General features: G+C 51.0%; 14 protein-coding genes and 1 other RNA gene. All 15 read right to left on the reverse strand.

Going from position 1 to position 15,039, the window contains the following annotated elements:
• Window positions 1-295 precede the first annotated feature (295 nt).
• Window positions 296-904, reverse strand: coding sequence for a hypothetical protein (locus tag KNO87_RS00005; protein ID WP_214795461.1), 609 nt, complete (start codon window positions 902-904; stop codon window positions 296-298).
• A 176-nt stretch (window positions 905-1,080) separates the two neighbouring features.
• Window positions 1,081-1,224, reverse strand: coding sequence for an alcohol dehydrogenase (locus KNO87_RS00010; protein WP_214746089.1), 144 nt, complete (start codon window positions 1,222-1,224; stop codon window positions 1,081-1,083).
• Between the two features lie 118 nt (window positions 1,225-1,342).
• Window positions 1,343-1,698, reverse strand: a transfer-messenger RNA (tmRNA) gene (ssrA, locus tag KNO87_RS00015).
• Window positions 1,699-1,747: 49 nt separating this feature from the next.
• Window positions 1,748-2,218 carry an SsrA-binding protein SmpB gene (smpB, locus tag KNO87_RS00020; RefSeq protein WP_214693541.1) on the reverse strand — a complete coding sequence of 157 codons (471 nt, stop codon included), beginning with the start codon at window positions 2,216-2,218 and terminating at the stop codon, window positions 1,748-1,750.
• A gap of 54 nt (window positions 2,219-2,272) precedes the next feature.
• Window positions 2,273-4,678 (reverse strand): ribonuclease R, encoded by a 2,406-nt coding sequence (rnr, locus tag KNO87_RS00025; protein WP_214795459.1) that lies wholly within the window; start codon window positions 4,676-4,678, stop codon window positions 2,273-2,275.
• Window positions 4,679-4,693: 15 nt separating this feature from the next.
• Window positions 4,694-5,446: an alpha/beta hydrolase gene (locus KNO87_RS00030; RefSeq protein ID WP_483298050.1), complete on the reverse strand. Its 753-nt coding sequence runs from the start codon at window positions 5,444-5,446 to the stop codon at window positions 4,694-4,696.
• A gap of 90 nt (window positions 5,447-5,536) precedes the next feature.
• The gene (gene secG / locus KNO87_RS00035; protein ID WP_012726902.1) at window positions 5,537-5,761 is read right to left on the reverse strand and encodes a preprotein translocase subunit SecG; all 225 of its coding nucleotides are present in this window, start codon (window positions 5,759-5,761) and stop codon (window positions 5,537-5,539) included.
• Between the two features lie 73 nt (window positions 5,762-5,834).
• Complete coding sequence (locus KNO87_RS00040) at window positions 5,835-6,722, reverse strand: YitT family protein (RefSeq protein WP_214795455.1); 888 nt, start codon at window positions 6,720-6,722, stop codon at window positions 5,835-5,837.
• A gap of 47 nt (window positions 6,723-6,769) precedes the next feature.
• On the reverse strand, window positions 6,770-8,110 hold the full coding sequence (locus KNO87_RS00045) for a glycosyltransferase (protein WP_214795453.1): 1,341 nt from the start codon (window positions 8,108-8,110) through the stop codon (window positions 6,770-6,772).
• Window positions 8,107-9,315: a glycosyltransferase family 4 protein gene (locus tag KNO87_RS00050; protein WP_251126725.1), complete on the reverse strand. Its 1,209-nt coding sequence runs from the start codon at window positions 9,313-9,315 to the stop codon at window positions 8,107-8,109. The genes KNO87_RS00045 and KNO87_RS00050 overlap by 4 nt, the downstream gene beginning before the upstream one ends.
• A 21-nt stretch (window positions 9,316-9,336) precedes the next feature.
• Complete coding sequence (gene galU, locus KNO87_RS00055; RefSeq protein WP_214795448.1) at window positions 9,337-10,218, reverse strand: UTP--glucose-1-phosphate uridylyltransferase GalU; 882 nt, start codon at window positions 10,216-10,218, stop codon at window positions 9,337-9,339.
• Between the two features lie 233 nt (window positions 10,219-10,451).
• Window positions 10,452-11,249: an aminoglycoside phosphotransferase family protein gene (locus tag KNO87_RS00060; protein ID WP_214795446.1), complete on the reverse strand. Its 798-nt coding sequence runs from the start codon at window positions 11,247-11,249 to the stop codon at window positions 10,452-10,454.
• Window positions 11,250-11,404: 155 nt separating this feature from the next.
• A complete protein-coding gene (eno, locus tag KNO87_RS00065; protein WP_012726908.1) occupies window positions 11,405-12,697 on the reverse strand; it encodes a phosphopyruvate hydratase in 1,293 nt (430 codons plus the stop codon).
• A 36-nt stretch (window positions 12,698-12,733) separates the two neighbouring features.
• A complete protein-coding gene (gene gpmI, locus KNO87_RS00070; protein ID WP_214795444.1) occupies window positions 12,734-14,272 on the reverse strand; it encodes a 2,3-bisphosphoglycerate-independent phosphoglycerate mutase in 1,539 nt (512 codons plus the stop codon).
• Window positions 14,273-15,025 carry a triose-phosphate isomerase gene (tpiA, locus tag KNO87_RS00075; protein WP_034778525.1) on the reverse strand — a complete coding sequence of 251 codons (753 nt, stop codon included), beginning with the start codon at window positions 15,023-15,025 and terminating at the stop codon, window positions 14,273-14,275.
• Between the last annotated feature and the right edge of the window lie 14 nt (window positions 15,026-15,039).

Below are 15,039 nucleotides of genomic sequence, written 5' to 3' on the forward strand. Positions count from 1 at the left end.
TCCGTCCCTCCTCCCTTCCGAAGATCGTGATGTGTCTTCCTCATCCGATACCCGTGGAGGGGGAGGGAGAATCTGACGGAATCACGAACCTTTGTTCGTCATATTTGTCACAGGGGGAAAAGTTTTTTGGACCGGGCGATTCATCTCCCACCTACGCTGGGCTACGCCCCGAGACGCTTAGAGGAGGGAGAATTCTCGCCTGCTTTTGTTAAATCCCATCCCAACAGCTTCACCTCCATCTATTCGTTGCACTATTGATTATAACGAATACAGATAGGAAGTGGATTGCAGTGCTTCATACAGGAGCAGAAAACTCTCTTTTGATTTGTTCGATATCAATCATTGTCTTTTCATGAACATACTGAACGAGTGCATCATACTGTTCGACCGTGTTCAGTTTTTTAAATTTATCTACATCGCCTTTAAAACCTGCGAAATATTCACTTTGATATTCTGGGTTGTTGAAAAGTCTCAAATATTCCATATAGTCTTTGATGGTCATTTGGCTCACGATATGAGATAAAATGGTCTCCCACTCTTTTATCCGGCCCTCATGAATCTGTTTTTTGATGACAATGTCTCGTGCTTGCTCCATTTTGATTTGTTGAATACAATGCTCCACTTCCAACTTATATTCAAGTAACTCATCACGATTTCGAGTATCCAACGTAGGAGTCACTTCAGTTAAATAGTATTGATAGCGTTGCTTTCGCGGATGCATGTTCTTGCCTTTGACTATCTTAGAGCTTTGATTGGAATCATCGGATTTATTTAATCGTTTCTTTAAATTGACTGACCCTAGAGCTCCAATGATTTCTTTGTTATGTTTTAATGCAAGTTCGACCACTGTCGGACCATATTTTTTGACTCCATTCACGATCATTTCCGTCGATTTTTTAGACATGAGGAATTCTCCTTTGGTATGTATATTTTCATGACGATTTTTAAAAAACAACTCGTAGTTTCTATTCAACAAAGGGATGCTCAACCCCTTGAATCCATTCGAAAATCTAATGAACAGTGTCTGTTACCCATAAAGAAAAGGATTAATGAGCAGATACTCAATAATCCTTCGTCAAATCACTTCTTCTCTTGTTGCTTCTGCAAATACGCTTCACGAAGCTTGTTCAATCGTTCCTTCTTGTTCGAGACAGTCGGCTTTTTGCCGTCTTGATACTTCGCCGCAGCTACCTTGCTTCTCGTGTCTAATTGATATTTCCCCATGCTCTTCACCTTCCTTTCTCTGTGGCTGACTCTCAATCAAAAGCAAAGACCCTCTAATCTCAATGAAATTAGAAGGTCTTCATGAAAATCATTGATCGCAGTCGTTACAGACCGCTTAAAATGGAGACGGCGGGAGTCGAACCCGCGTCCGAAGGCATCGTAACGTATGCTTCTACGTGTGTAGTTTATCTATTGAATCTCGATGTGACACTGCCGATAAACAGGCGTTGTCGCATCCAGTCTGTTTCATCTCTTCTTCGCGCCCTCAGACGGCGAGGTTGAAGCGTAGCTTGCTTAGTTTGAGACCCTGAAAGTCATCCACACAAGCGATGGATGTCAGGATCCGCAGGGCACTTAGGCTGCTGCGAGTTGTGTGTTAGTTTTGCCAGTTATAGGCGTTTGCGTTTTAACGAGGCCGCCCCCTCGACACGCCACATACGACCGACCTACCCCCGTCGAATCCATAACGTCCCCGGGGTGGTAATTGGTACTATATTTAATATACCACAATCAGGATTCGTTGTCAGTATTTTTGCCGATCGCGCATTGCACGGTCGACGTCACGTTTCGCGTCTTTCTTCTTCAAGTCCTCACGTTTGTCGTACTTCTTCTTCCCTTTTCCGACGCCGAGCAGGCACTTGGCAAACCCGTTCTTGATATACACTTTGAGCGGGATGATCGTGTAGCCGTCACGCCCTGACGCCCCGATGAGCTGATTGATTTGCTTCTTATGCAACAATAGCTTTCGGACGCGGAGTGGTTCATGGTTGAAGCGGTTCCCCTGGTCGAACGGGCTGATATGACAGTTGTGAAGCGTCGCCTCGCCCCCGTCGAATCGGACGTACGCATCCGCGATGTTAATCTTCGATTGACGGACCGACTTGATCTCCGTCCCTGTGAGCACCATGCCCGCCTCAATCGTATCCTCGATCGCGTAATCGAAGGACGCCTTGCGGTTTTGGGCGAGTGCGTTCGAATCTTTCTTCTTGGCCATACACATTCAGTCCTTTATCTACAAGATACGGAGGAAGGGACGAGCCCTTCCCCGTCAGCGACGTTTCTTCGCTCCTCGTTTGGCGTCGCCTTTTCGTTTGTGCTTGTCTTTCTTCTTCAGGTCGAGTGCCGAACGGCCTTGGGAAGACTTCTCCCCGTCTCGTTTCGGTTTCTCACCTGGTTTACCCGGCTTTCCAGGTCTTCCTGGTTTGCCACGCTTCTTCTTGTCGTCCCGACCTCGACCGCCACGACGGTCTTTCTCGTCCTTCTTCGGACGACCGCCTTTCGCTTTGATCGTCGTCGGTTGGCGACGTGTCGATGGTTCCCGTTTCGGCATGCCGACGACCGTGAAGTCGATCGTCCGCTCGTCTAAGTTGACGGCGTCGACTTTGACACGGACGGCGTCCCCGATCCGGAACTGACGTTTCGTCCGCTCCCCGAGGAGCATGAGCTGTGATTCGTCGAAGTGGTAGTAGTCATCCATCGACTGGAGACGCACAAGCCCTTCAATCGTATTCGGGAGCTCGATGAACATCCCGAAGTTCGTGACGCCGGCGACGACACCATCGAACTCTTCACCGAGATGGGCTTCCATGTATTCGGCTTTCTTGAGTGCCTGCGTCTCGCGCTCGGCGTCGACCGAGCGACGTTCCCGTTTCGATGCCTGTTCGGCAATCGCCCCGAGACGGTCCTCGTACTTCGCAATCGTCTGCTCCGACAAATCGTTGTTGAAGACGTACGTGCGCATGAGACGGTGGACGATCAAGTCCGGGTAACGACGGATCGGTGACGTGAAGTGCGTATAGAAGTCCGTCGCGAGTCCGAAGTGACCGAGCGAGACGTCGTCATACTTCGCCTGTTGCATCGAACGAAGCATGATCGTGCTAATGACCGGCTCTTCCGGTTCCCCATCAATCGCCTTCAAAATCTTTTGAAGCGTCTTCGGTTCGACCGTCTGGCCCTTGATACGTTCAATGTGAACGCCAAAGTTTGCGACGAAGTCGAAGAAGAAATCGAGCTTGTCCGGTTTTGGATTGTCGTGGACACGATAGATGAACGGTACGTCCATCTTGTGGAAATGTTCCGCAACTGTCTCGTTGGCCGCGAGCATGAACTCCTCGATCAACTTCTCAGCGACCGAACGTGGACGAAGCACGATATCCGCCGGCTTCCCTTCCTCGTTGACGACGACTTTCGCCTCGGCGAAATCGAAGTTGATGGCACCGCGCGAGTTGCGGCGTTTCCGAAGCACTTCCGCGAGCTCTGCCATGAGGTCGAACTCACCGATGAACGGTTCGTACTTTTTCAACGTCTCTTCGTCATCGCGCTCGATAATCTCACGGACGTTCGTATACGTCATCCGTTCCGTCGTCTTGATGACACTCGGGAACAAGTCGTGGCGGACGACCTTCCCGTTTTGCGGGGAGATCTCCATGACGCAGCTGAGCGTCAAGCGGTTGACGTGCGGGTTAAGGGAACAGATGCCGTTCGAGAGTCGGTGCGGCAACATCGGAATGACGCGGTCGACGAGATACACACTCGTCCCGCGCTCGAGTGCCTCGACGTCGAGCGGTGAGCCCTCTTTCACGTAATGCGAGACGTCGGCGATATGGACACCGAGCTCGTAGTTCCCGTTATCGAGTTTTTTGACGTGGACGGCATCATCCAAGTCTTTCGCATCTTCGCCGTCAATCGTGAAAATCGTCTCGTCACGAAGGTCGACACGACCGATGAAGTCTTTCTCATCCGCCTCGTCCGGTACGGCGTTCGCCTGAGCGATCACGTCCTCCGGGAACTCCGTCGGAATGCCGTGCTTATAGACGATCGACAAGATGTCGACGCCTGGGTCGTTCTTATGCCCGATAATGCGGACGACGTCACAGGCACCGGCAAAGCGTCCGTCCGGATACTTCGTGATGCGCACGACGACTTTATGCCCGTCGACGGCACCGAGTGATTTGTCCGGGTTGACGACCGGCCAGAAGTTGATGCGCTTGTCATCCGGCTCGATGAAGGCGAACTGGTCGAGTCGACCGCTCGGGAGCGTATACGTCCCGACGAACTCCGAGAGTCCGCGCTTTAATACTTTCAATAGGATTCCTTCTGTCTTGCCACGGTTGTCCTCACGTTTTTTGACGAGGATTGTATCGCCATGGTAGACGTCCTTCAGTTGGTCGGGCGGCAAGAACACGTCTTCCGCTTCCCCTTCGACCGACAAGAAGCCGAATCCGCGCTGGTGAATCGAGATGATCCCCGCGACTTGGCCGAGCGAGGCGAGCGTCCCGTAACGGTTCGTCCGCGTCCGGCCGATGGCACCCTCTTCTTCGAGGGCATTCAATGTGCGGATGAGTTCTTTGAAGTCATCCGTCGACGCGAGCTGTAGTCGCTCGGTCAGTTGATCGACAGAGAGCGGTTTCTCGCTCGCCTGTAAGATCTCTAGTAATTGGTCACGTAAATTCAACGTGACACCTCCTTCTTAAACTGACCAGTCTAACGTTTCGAGAAAATCGAGCACGTCCTGGTGCAGTTTCTCTTTTTCTTTGTCGAGCGTGATCACATGTCCCGAGTTCTCATAGATGAGCAACTCTTTTTGGAACGTGTTGACCGCCTCGTAAATCTGATTCGCCGATTCCGGGTCGATCATGTTGTCTTTGGCGCCTTGGACGACGAGTGTCGGGACGAAGATGTCCTCGAGTTTCGACGCCGTGTCGCGGACGAAGGCACGGAGGTCTTTTAGCGTTGGCATCGGTTTGAACTCTGCCATCTCCTGCTCGATTTGTTCCGGCGACTTTTCTTCTCTACCCTTATATTCTCGGGCATATGCCTGGACTCCTTTGTACAAGCGGTCCTCGGCATCGATTCCAGTCGGCGCGCACATCGGGATGACCGCCTTGACGTCTTTCTCCTCGGCGAGACGGAGCGACATCACGCCACCTAGCGATAGTCCGCAGACGACAATCTCCTCATGGCCTTTGTCTACGAGTGTCTGGTAGGCGTTCAAGACGTCTTCCCACCAGTCTTCTGGTCCATATTGGAGTAAATCTTCCGGTGGGACGGCATGACCACGATAGATCGGTCCCATACATGTGTATCCTTCTTTTTGAAGGAAGCGACCGAGCATGCGGACATCCGCGCTCGATCCAGTGAAGCCATGTAACATCAACACGGCACGTTTTCCGCCCTCGAAGAAGAACGGTTTTGGTGCAGTCACTTTCATTTTATCTGTCATCTCCTCGTATCTACATTATTCCCAAAAAATAAATCGAAAAAACAAAAGCTGACCGCCTCACGTGAAAATCGAGAACGATCAGCCTTATCATCATAGTGATGCGACTAGTAATCCTAAAATGAAAAACAAAGTGCCTAGTACAGCTGCAGTTCGGTTCAAAACAGCATCGAAGCCGCGCGCTTTCTGGCGTCCGAACAACTGCTCCGCGCCACCTGCAATCGCTCCAAGACCTTGCGACCGACCTGACATGAGCAGTACGACGACAATCAATAAGACAGCCACGACAAGTAGGCTGATTGTAGCGATCGTTTGCATAGTAGTCAGTTCCTCCTTCTATTTACACGCCTTTTATTATATAGAAGTTATCGTCAAAACACCAGCATTCAAATTATCGGGACGGGTAGCTGAACCCTTCCCCGATGACTTCCTTCACTTGGTGGATGACGACGAAGGCACGGTCGTCCGTCACTTGGACGATTTTTTTGAGTGGCGCAATCTGCCGTTTGTCGACAATCATATACAACATGTTCTTATCTTGCTTCGTATAGTAGCCATGTCCATGGATGATCGTTGCCGAGCGCCCGAGCGTTTCCGTCAAGACGACGGCGAGCTCTTCTTGCTTGTCGCTGATGATCGTGACGGCCTTGCGGATATTGAGTCCTTCCGCTACGAGGTCGATGACCCACGAGCCGATGATGATGGCGATGAGCGTATAGAGGACGACCTGCTCCCCTAAGAAGAAGCCAGATGTCGCGACGACGATCGCATCGATGATGAACATCGAGACGGCGACACTCAAATGGAGATAGCGCTCCATGAGGCGGGCGATGATGACGCCCCCACCGGTCGTCCCGCCGACACGGAGCACCATGCCGATCCCGACCCCGATCATGATCCCGGCGTAAACGGCCGCGAGCAGTTTGTCCTCAGCAGGGCTGCCCCAGTCGTGCGTCAAACTAAGGAAGAATGACGTTGCGACGACGGCGATGACCGAATAGACCATTGTCCGACGGTCAAGCAGTTTATAGCCGACGATAAAGAGAATCCCGTTCCCGATGATCGACGTGAGCCCGAGGTCCCAGCCGAACACGTAGTACAGGATGATCGTGACCCCGAGCAGGCCACCTTCCGAGAAATCGTTCGGTACGGTGAAGTAGTTGACCCCGAACGAGAGAATGAATGAGCCCGTGATGATCCAGGCGATATCCTTCACCGAGATGGTTTGTAGCTTGCGCCATACTTGTTGACGTAATAGATGTTGCTGTTGACGTTTCATAAATGTCCTCCCTCCATATAAAAAAGACCGCGGCCAAAGCCGCAGTCTTAAGATTGTACTGGCTTTGGCGCACCGTCTTTCATAATCGGCAACTTGCGCTCCGCAGCATTCGCGTAGACGTTCAAGAGTGCCTCTTTTTCCAAATCCCAGTTATATTTCTCACGCGCGGTCTTCGTGTTCTCTTTGACACGCGCATAGAGTGCTTGGTCTTCAATCATACGGTTGACGCCGTCTGCGATCGATTGTGGATCGTGCGAGTCGACGAGCACCCCGACATCGTTCCCCGCAACGACCCGTTCGATTTCAGGGAAGTCACATGAGACGACCGGTACTTCGGCCATCAAATACTCGAACAATTTGTTCGATGATGCCGAGTAGTGGTTGAAGCAGACGTTGTTCAACACTTGGAAGCCTAGGTAGGCGTTCATCGTATAGTAAGGTAACGCTTCGACCGGTACTTTGTCAATCATCTTGACACGATCGCCGACGCCTTCTGTCTCGATCAACTGTTGAATCGTCGGTTTGAGCTTCCCGTCCCCGATCATAACGAGCGTACCTTCTTTGAAGTATTTCGCCGCGAGCACGAGCTGTTCGAGACCGCGCCCTGCTTGGATCCCACCTTGATACAAGAGGATCTTCTCGTCTTTTGGCAAGTCGAGGAGCGCATGTAAGTCCTTACGGAGCGAGAAGTCGAGCGGACGATAGAACGGGTAGTTGTGGAGCACGTACGGATAGAATCCGTATAACTCTTCGTTATGTGCCGCACGTGTATGATTCTCGACCATCATCGTGTCGACGAACGGCAAGAGCCATCCTTCAAGGTTACTTTGGATGTAGCCGTAACCGGTACGGTCCGTCTGTACCTCGTGCGAATCATAGACGATCCGGCCTTTGTTGAACACTTTTCCGGCGAGGAGTGCCTGCGGGAGCGTGTTCAAATCGTTCGCATGATAAAAGTCGTATGACTTCTTCGTCGACGTGAACACCATCTCGAGCATCGCACTCGCGTTGACGATTTGCTTACGCACTTGCGGCAACAAGATTGTCCCGACCGCTGCCCCGAGAGCGAGCATCGTGAACGGTGCGAGTAGGAACAAGCCGGCACCGACGAGTCCGGCACCGATTTGACGGGTCCGTTTCTCGCTCACCCATTGGTACGTCTTCTTCGCGAACTTGAGCGCGTTGACGAGAATCGATGGCTGACGCTTCACGCGGATGACGCGGAAGCCTTCCGGACGCATCTCTTCTTTCGGTAACTCTTTATTTTTTGGATCTTGAAGCGCAATCAAATCAACTTCATAACCTGCCTCAGCGAGTGCCGAGCATTCGCGAAGGACGCGCGCATCATTCGTAAAATGGTTCCATACAAACATACATACTGACTTCATCGTGTTTCCTCCATCACTAACTGTTGTACGACTTGATCTAACACGTCGATATTCTCTTCCCAACATAAATTCTCTTTGACGTAACGAATCCCGTTCGCCCCGAGCGTCTCCCGAAGGTCCGGTCGGTCGAGGAGCTTGCGCAGGATTCGTTCAATCTCATCGATATCTCGTTTCCGTGAGACGAACCCGACCTCGGCCGCTTCAATGACATTCGCCGCATGGCCTGACACTGCTGCGACAATCGGTTTGCCGACCGCCATATAGTCGATGAGTTTCCCCGGAATGACCGTATCGAACACTTCTTGCTCGATCAGGCTGACAAAGGCGACGTCCGCATTTTTAATCGCCTGGAACGCCTCGGTCCGTGGCATCGCTTCTAGGAACAAGAAGTTTTGGAAGCCACGCTCTTTGATCGTCTGCTTCAACTCTTCTTTCCGGTACCCGTAGCCGATCAGTTTGAAATGAATCCGTGGTTCGTCTCGGAACCGTTCGGCGAGTTCGAGCAAGAGCGAGACGTCCTGCGCGAGCCCCATGTTTCCGGCATATAAAATCTCCATCCGGTCGTCCGGTGGGATCGTCCGCTCAAGCGTTCGTTCCGATTCCCGAATCGAGTTCGGCATATAGTGAATCTTCTCGTTCGGGACACCGCGTTGACGAAGATAGCTGCGGAATCCTTCCGAGTTGATGATGACCTCGTCGGCGGCACGATATAACCGCTTCTCGAGCCAAAATGCCGGTGCGAGCACCCAATCGTGTTTGAACACACCGACCCCTTTCACCGATTCCGGCCAAAGGTCACGGACGTCTAGAATGAGCGGGACACGGTATTGCCGTTTCGCATATACTCCGACAAACGCCATAAAAAAAGAAGGGGTCGTCGCAAATACGACGTCTGGCTTCAATTTTAACTGACGGACGGACCCGATCCCTTTCACCATCTGTTCAAGGAACAAGAAGAGACGGCTGACCATGTTGGACGTATGTTTCCGCTTCTTCGTGATGAGCCGTTTGATGAACGGTTGGTTGTTCAGCTCCCGGTCATTCCAGAAACGGTCGTCCTGATACATATCAAAGCTCGGGTACGAAGGGGCGGCCGTGATGACCTCGACTTCATACCCGCGCTGCTTCATCAAATGCGTAATGTTTTGCATCCGGTTGCCGGCACTGCCGATCTCCGGATAATAGTTTTGACACACCATGAGCATTGTTTTCAAAAATAACACACCTTACTGTTGATCAAGTTCGTCCACGAGCCGTTTTAACAAGGCATGGACGTCATCTTTTAAATCAGGATCGCTGAGCGCGTGGCAAATCGTCGTCTCGACGAATCCGATCGGCTCCCCGACGTCATAGCGTCGACCGTCGAACTCGTAGGCGAAAATCGTCTGCGCCTCATTCAAGCGTGCGATCGCATCCGTCAATTGAATCTCGCCGCCGGCACCTGCTTCTTGCCCCGATAACGCCTCAAAGACGTCCGGTTTCAGGATGTAGCGACCGAGGATGGCGAAGTTCGACGGGGCCTCACCGATGGGTGGTTTCTCAACGAACGTCCGCACCGGAATGAGCTTCCCTTCGACGGCAAGCGGGTCAATTATACCATATCGGTTCGTCATTTCATACGGGACGCGCTGCACACCGATGATGGAACGGTCATGTGCCTCGTATTGATCAATCAACTGCTTCGTCGCAGGTACGTCGGATTCGATGATGTCGTCCCCGAGCAAGACGGCGAACGGCTCGTCCCCGATGAATTTCCGGGCGCACCAGATCGCATGACCGAGACCTTTTGGCTCCTGTTGGCGTATGTAGTGAATATTCGCCAAATTCGAGGAGTGTCGGACGGATTCGAGTAAGCGGGTCTTCCCTTTTGACTCCAAGTTTTGTTCCAACTCGAGCGCGCGGTCGAAATGATCTTCAATGGCACGCTTGTTCTTACCCGTGACGATGATGATGTCTTCGATTCCAGAAGCGACGGCTTCCTCGACGATGAACTGAATCGTCGGCTTGTTGACGATTGGCAACATCTCTTTTGGCATGGCTTTCGTGGCTGGTAGGAAGCGGGTACCGAGACCGGCGGCTGGGATGATAGCTTTACGTACTCGTGTCATAAGCAATGGCTCCTTTACGCATTATGTAAAGAGTATACCCAAAATTTGTGTGTTCTGACACAAAATAGAGGTCATGACAAAATCGTCATGACCAATCGTCGTCGCGCTTCGTTCTCAGATAGTACCACACTCCAAATGCGATCAGACCGATGACCAGAAGAATCCCTAGCATCATCATGAGAAACGCCTCCCTCATTTATGCTTCACTAGTTATATTCCCTTCCCACATCGCTTCAGAACCATTTCGATCCATGCATTTGAATGAAACGAAGTTCTTCTTGATAATGATCGTAATGCCCTTCATCCATCATCTTTTGAAAGGCGATATCCCCTTCGTTCGCTTTCCGCTTCATCAAGAGGCAGAGTGCCTCGATGCGTAACTGTAGCATCTCAAACAAGTCTTCTTTTGCGTCATCCCAACCATATGCCTTTAAGAATAATGAAACACGTTTTTTATACGTCTCATTATCTCGAACCGCATCGTAATAGATGGCCTCTCCCGATTCAGCTTGATGGCGGCGACTGAGCGGAACGAATGTGTAGAGTGCGTAGACGATGTCCCAAGCTCTCGGACCTGGCGCAGCCAAATCAAAGTCGATGATCCCCGATACTTTCCCCTCATAAAAAATCGTGTTGTAGACGGCGAAGTCATTATGGCAAATGACCTCTAACGGTTGAGGTGTGTTGTCAATCGGTACCCACTCCGCTGACCACTCAAAATCTGACGACGCATCATGTAGCCGTCTCATCAGTCGTGCAGCACCTTGAATCGCCTCATCGGACCACATATAGGATTTGAGAGGATAGTCTGCAGTTTCTCCATTTAAATACGTTAAGATTTCGCGACCTTGCTCGTCGATTCCCACAAACCGTGGAACCTCTGAAATCCCCTTCGCCTCCAGATGCCTCAACAACCGATGAATATTCGAACTGCCATCCTTCTGCGTACGATAGACGTAATTCCCTTTTTTATAGACGGTCGATACGTTCCCCCCGCTCAGTCGTTCTTCTTGTTCATTCAATTCGTCCACCCAATCCCCCCTACTGTTTTTCAGTCATGTTCAGTATACAGCAACATAAGATATCGATGACGAGGAGTTCCGACACAGAGCGTTCACGCCCGTCGATTGAATGGATATTCCACAAAAAAACAGGCCCGCCATGCGGCGAGCCTGAAAACAATCAATTATTTTTTGAGGTTGTAGAACGACTTGATGCCGTCGTATTTCGCTACATCGCCGAGCATGTCTTCGATGCGGAGAAGTTGGTTATATTTCGCGATACGGTCTGTACGTGAAAGTGAACCAGTTTTGATTTGTCCAGCGTTTGTCGCAACAGCGATGTCCGCGATTGTCGCGTCTTCTGTTTCACCAGAACGGTGTGAGACAACTGCTGTGTAACCAGCTTTTTTAGCCATTTCGATCGCGTCGAATGTTTCTGTGAGCGTACCGATTTGGTTAACTTTGATGAGGATCGAGTTCGCGATTCCTTTTTCGATACCTTCAGCAAGTTTAGATGTGTTCGTTACGAAGAGGTCATCCCCAACGAGTTGAACTTTGTGTCCGATTTTGTCTGTGAGAAGCTTGTGGCCATCCCAGTCGTTTTCGTCACAACCATCTTCGATTGAGAGGATTGGGTACTTGTCAACGAGCTCAGCGTAGAAGTCTACAAGCTCAGCAGTTGTGAGTGACTTGCCTTCACCAGCGAGTTCGTATTTACCAGTTGACTTGTCGTAGAACTCAGAAGATGCAACGTCCATTGCGAGGTAGACGTCTTCGCCTGGTTTGTAACCAGCTTTTTCGATCGCTTCAAGGATAACTGTGATCGCTTCTTCGTTCGATTTCAAGTTTGGTGCGAAACCACCTTCGTCACCGACTGCTGTGTTAAGACCCATACCAGAAAGAACTGATTTGAGGGCGTGGAATACTTCAGCACCCATACGGAGCGCTTCACGGAATGTCGGTGCGCCAACAGGCATGATCATGAACTCTTGGAAGTCCACGTTGTTGTCCGCGTGTGAACCACCGTTGATGATGTTCATCATTGGTGTTGGAAGTGTCTTCGCGTTGAATCCACCGAGGTATGTGTAAAGTGGGAGACCAAGCTCATCTGCTGCTGCGTGAGCTGCTGCCATTGACACACCGAGGATTGCGTTAGCACCAAGTTTAGCTTTGTTTGGCGTACCGTCGAGTTCGATCATTTTCGCATCGATTGCGTTTTGGTCGAAGACATCGTAGCCGATGAGTTCTGGTGCGATTGTGTCGTTCACGTTCGCAACTGCTTTCAAGACACCTTTACCGAGGTAACGTGACTTGTCGCCATCGCGAAGCTCAACTGCTTCGTGCTCACCTGTTGATGCGCCTGATGGGACGAGGGCACGGCCGAAACCGCCGTCTTCTGTGAAGACTTCTACTTCTACTGATGGGTTACCGCGTGAATCTAAAATCTCGCGTGCGTAAATTTCTGTAATCATTGACATGAAAAATCGCTCCTTTTCGTTTGAAAAATAGTTGTATTATTTTGTAACGATTGATGAACCAGTCATTTCAGCTGGCTGCTCTCCACCGAGAAGGTCGAGAAGTGTTGGGGCGAGGTCGCAAAGTGCGCCTTCGAGAACTGGTTTCAGTTCGACTCCCTCTTTTGTGATGATACACGGAACAGGTTCCGTCGTGTGCGCCGTCATCGGCGAGCCGTCCGGGTTCGTGACGATGTCTGCGTTCCCGTGGTCTGCTGTGATGATGGCCGCGCCGCCTTTAGCAAGTAATGCGTCCACTACTTTACCGAGGCACTCATCGACTGCTTCGATCGCTTTCTTCGTCGGCTCAAGCTTACCTGAGTGACCAACCATATCCGGGTTCGCGAAGTTGATGATGTATGCATCATACTCATCCGACTCGATACGCTCGAGCAAGCCGTCTGTGAGTTCGTACGCACTCATTTCTGGTTGCAAGTCGTATGTCGCGACTTTCGGTGAAGGTACGAGGAGACGATCCTCGCCTTCGAATGGCTTTTCTTTTTGCCCGTTCAAGAAGAACGTGACGTGTGGGTACTTCTCTGTTTCTGCGGCACGGAGCTGTTTGTATCCTTGCGCAGAGAGTGTTTCCCCGAGTGTGTTTTTCAAATCTTCCGGTGGGAAGACGATGTCCGTGTCGATATCATCCGAGTACTTCGTCATCGAAACGAGAAGAAGGTTCTCAGGATGGTTTTCAGAGAGTTTGAAGCCTTCGAATCCAGCTTTCTCTTTGAATACTTTCGACAACTGGATCGCCCGGTCCGGACGGAAGTTGAAGAACATGATCGCATCGTTGTCTTGAATTGTTGCGATCGGCTTGCCATCTTTTTCGATGACTGTCGGTAAGACGAACTCATCCGTCAAATCGTTCTCATACGACTTCTTGAGAACCTCGACTGGGTCCGTACCGACTTCGCCTTTTCCGTTTACGAGGACGTCGTATACTTTCTCGACGCGCTCCCAACGGTTGTCGCGGTCCATGGCATAGTAGCGACCAGACACGCTAGCGACTTGACCGACACCGAGTTCAGCGAGCTTTTCTTCTGTTTCCTTGAGGAAACCAGCACCTGACTTCGGATCACAGTCACGGCCGTCCGTGAACGCGTGAATGTACACTTTTTCAATACCGTGGAGTTTTGCGAACTCAACGATGGCATACATGTGTTTGATGTGCGAGTGAATCCCACCATCTGACACGAGGCCCATGATGTGGAGGCTCGAGTCATGTTTCTTCACATGTCCTGCCAAATGGTTCATCGCCTGACGGTCGAAGAACGAACGATCCTTGATTGCGTTGTTGACGCGTGAGAGTGACTGATAGACAACTCGACCGGCACCGATATTTAAGTGACCGACTTCCGAGTTCCCCATCTGCCCTTCTGGAAGACCGACGTACTCGCCTTTTGCGTTTAAGAGCGTATGTGGATACTGCTCCCAGTAGCGATCGAAGTTCGGCTTGTCTGCAGCCAAGACCGCGTTACCGAACGATTCGTCACGCATCCCGAAACCATCTAAGATGATGAGTGCGACTGGTCTAGCCATTTAAATCGCCTCCAACAATTTGAGGAACGAAGCTGCTTCAAGTGAAGCACCGCCGACGAGTGCGCCGTCGATATCTTCTTGTGCCATGTACTCTTTGATGTTCTCAGGTTTTACAGATCCACCGTATTGGATGCGTACTGCAGCCGCTACGTCTTCGCCGTAAAGACCTTTCACCACGTCGCGAACATACTTACAAGAGCTTTGTGCGTCAGCTTCGTCCGCTGATTTACCTGTACCGATTGCCCAAACTGGCTCATACGCGATGACGAGTTGTTTGACTTGGTCAGCAGAGAGGTCAGCAAGACCGCCTTCGACTTGTGTTTTGATGACTTCTTCGAACTTGTCGCCTTCGCGCTCCTCGAGTGTTTCACCGACACAAACGATTGGCGTAAGACCGTGTTCGAACGCTTTTTTCGTTTTGCTGTTGATGAACGCATCTGATTCGCCGAAGTACTCGCGACGTTCTGAGTGACCGAGGATGACGTAAGTCACGCCGAGGTCAGCGACCATAGCTGGGCTGATTTCGCCAGTGTAGGCACCGCTATCTTTGTCGTACATGTTTTGTGCACCGAGCTTCAAGTTTGACCCTTTAGCTGCTTCTACCATCGGTGCGAGGAAAAGTGCCGGAGCACCAATCGCTGCATCTACTTTGTCAGTAGACGGGATGTTGTTTTTAACTTCCTCTACGAAAGCGACTGCTTCCGAGAGTGTTTTGTTCATTTTCCAGTTACCTGCAATAATCGGTTTACGCATCGATAACCCTCCTC

It is taken from the genome of Exiguobacterium sp. s34, assembly GCF_018617435.1.
Classification (GTDB): domain Bacteria; phylum Bacillota; class Bacilli; order Exiguobacteriales; family Exiguobacteriaceae; genus Exiguobacterium; species Exiguobacterium aestuarii.

What these genes read in the sequence shown, in the direction of transcription:
- tpiA (WP_034778525.1), bottom strand. Translation starts at nt 15,025, where the DNA reads ATGCGTAAACCGATTATTGCAGGTAACTGGAAAATGAACAAAACACTC.
- KNO87_RS00040 (WP_214795455.1), bottom strand. Translation starts at nt 6,722, where the DNA reads ATGAAACGTCAACAGCAACATCTATTACGTCAACAAGTATGGCGCAAG.
- secG (WP_012726902.1), bottom strand. Translation starts at nt 5,761, where the DNA reads ATGCAAACGATCGCTACAATCAGCCTACTTGTCGTGGCTGTCTTATTG.
- KNO87_RS00005 (WP_214795461.1), bottom strand. Translation starts at nt 904, where the DNA reads ATGTCTAAAAAATCGACGGAAATGATCGTGAATGGAGTCAAAAAATAT.
- KNO87_RS00030 (WP_483298050.1), bottom strand. Translation starts at nt 5,446, where the DNA reads ATGACAGATAAAATGAAAGTGACTGCACCAAAACCGTTCTTCTTCGAG.
- smpB (WP_214693541.1), bottom strand. Translation starts at nt 2,218, where the DNA reads ATGGCCAAGAAGAAAGATTCGAACGCACTCGCCCAAAACCGCAAGGCG.
- eno (WP_012726908.1), bottom strand. Translation starts at nt 12,697, where the DNA reads ATGTCAATGATTACAGAAATTTACGCACGCGAGATTTTAGATTCACGC.
- KNO87_RS00045 (WP_214795453.1), bottom strand. Translation starts at nt 8,110, where the DNA reads ATGAAGTCAGTATGTATGTTTGTATGGAACCATTTTACGAATGATGCG.
- gpmI (WP_214795444.1), bottom strand. Translation starts at nt 14,272, where the DNA reads ATGGCTAGACCAGTCGCACTCATCATCTTAGATGGTTTCGGGATGCGT.
- KNO87_RS00050 (WP_251126725.1), bottom strand. Translation starts at nt 9,315, where the DNA reads ATGCTCATGGTGTGTCAAAACTATTATCCGGAGATCGGCAGTGCCGGC.
- galU (WP_214795448.1), bottom strand. Translation starts at nt 10,218, where the DNA reads ATGACACGAGTACGTAAAGCTATCATCCCAGCCGCCGGTCTCGGTACC.
- KNO87_RS00010 (WP_214746089.1), bottom strand. Translation starts at nt 1,224, where the DNA reads ATGGGGAAATATCAATTAGACACGAGAAGCAAGGTAGCTGCGGCGAAG.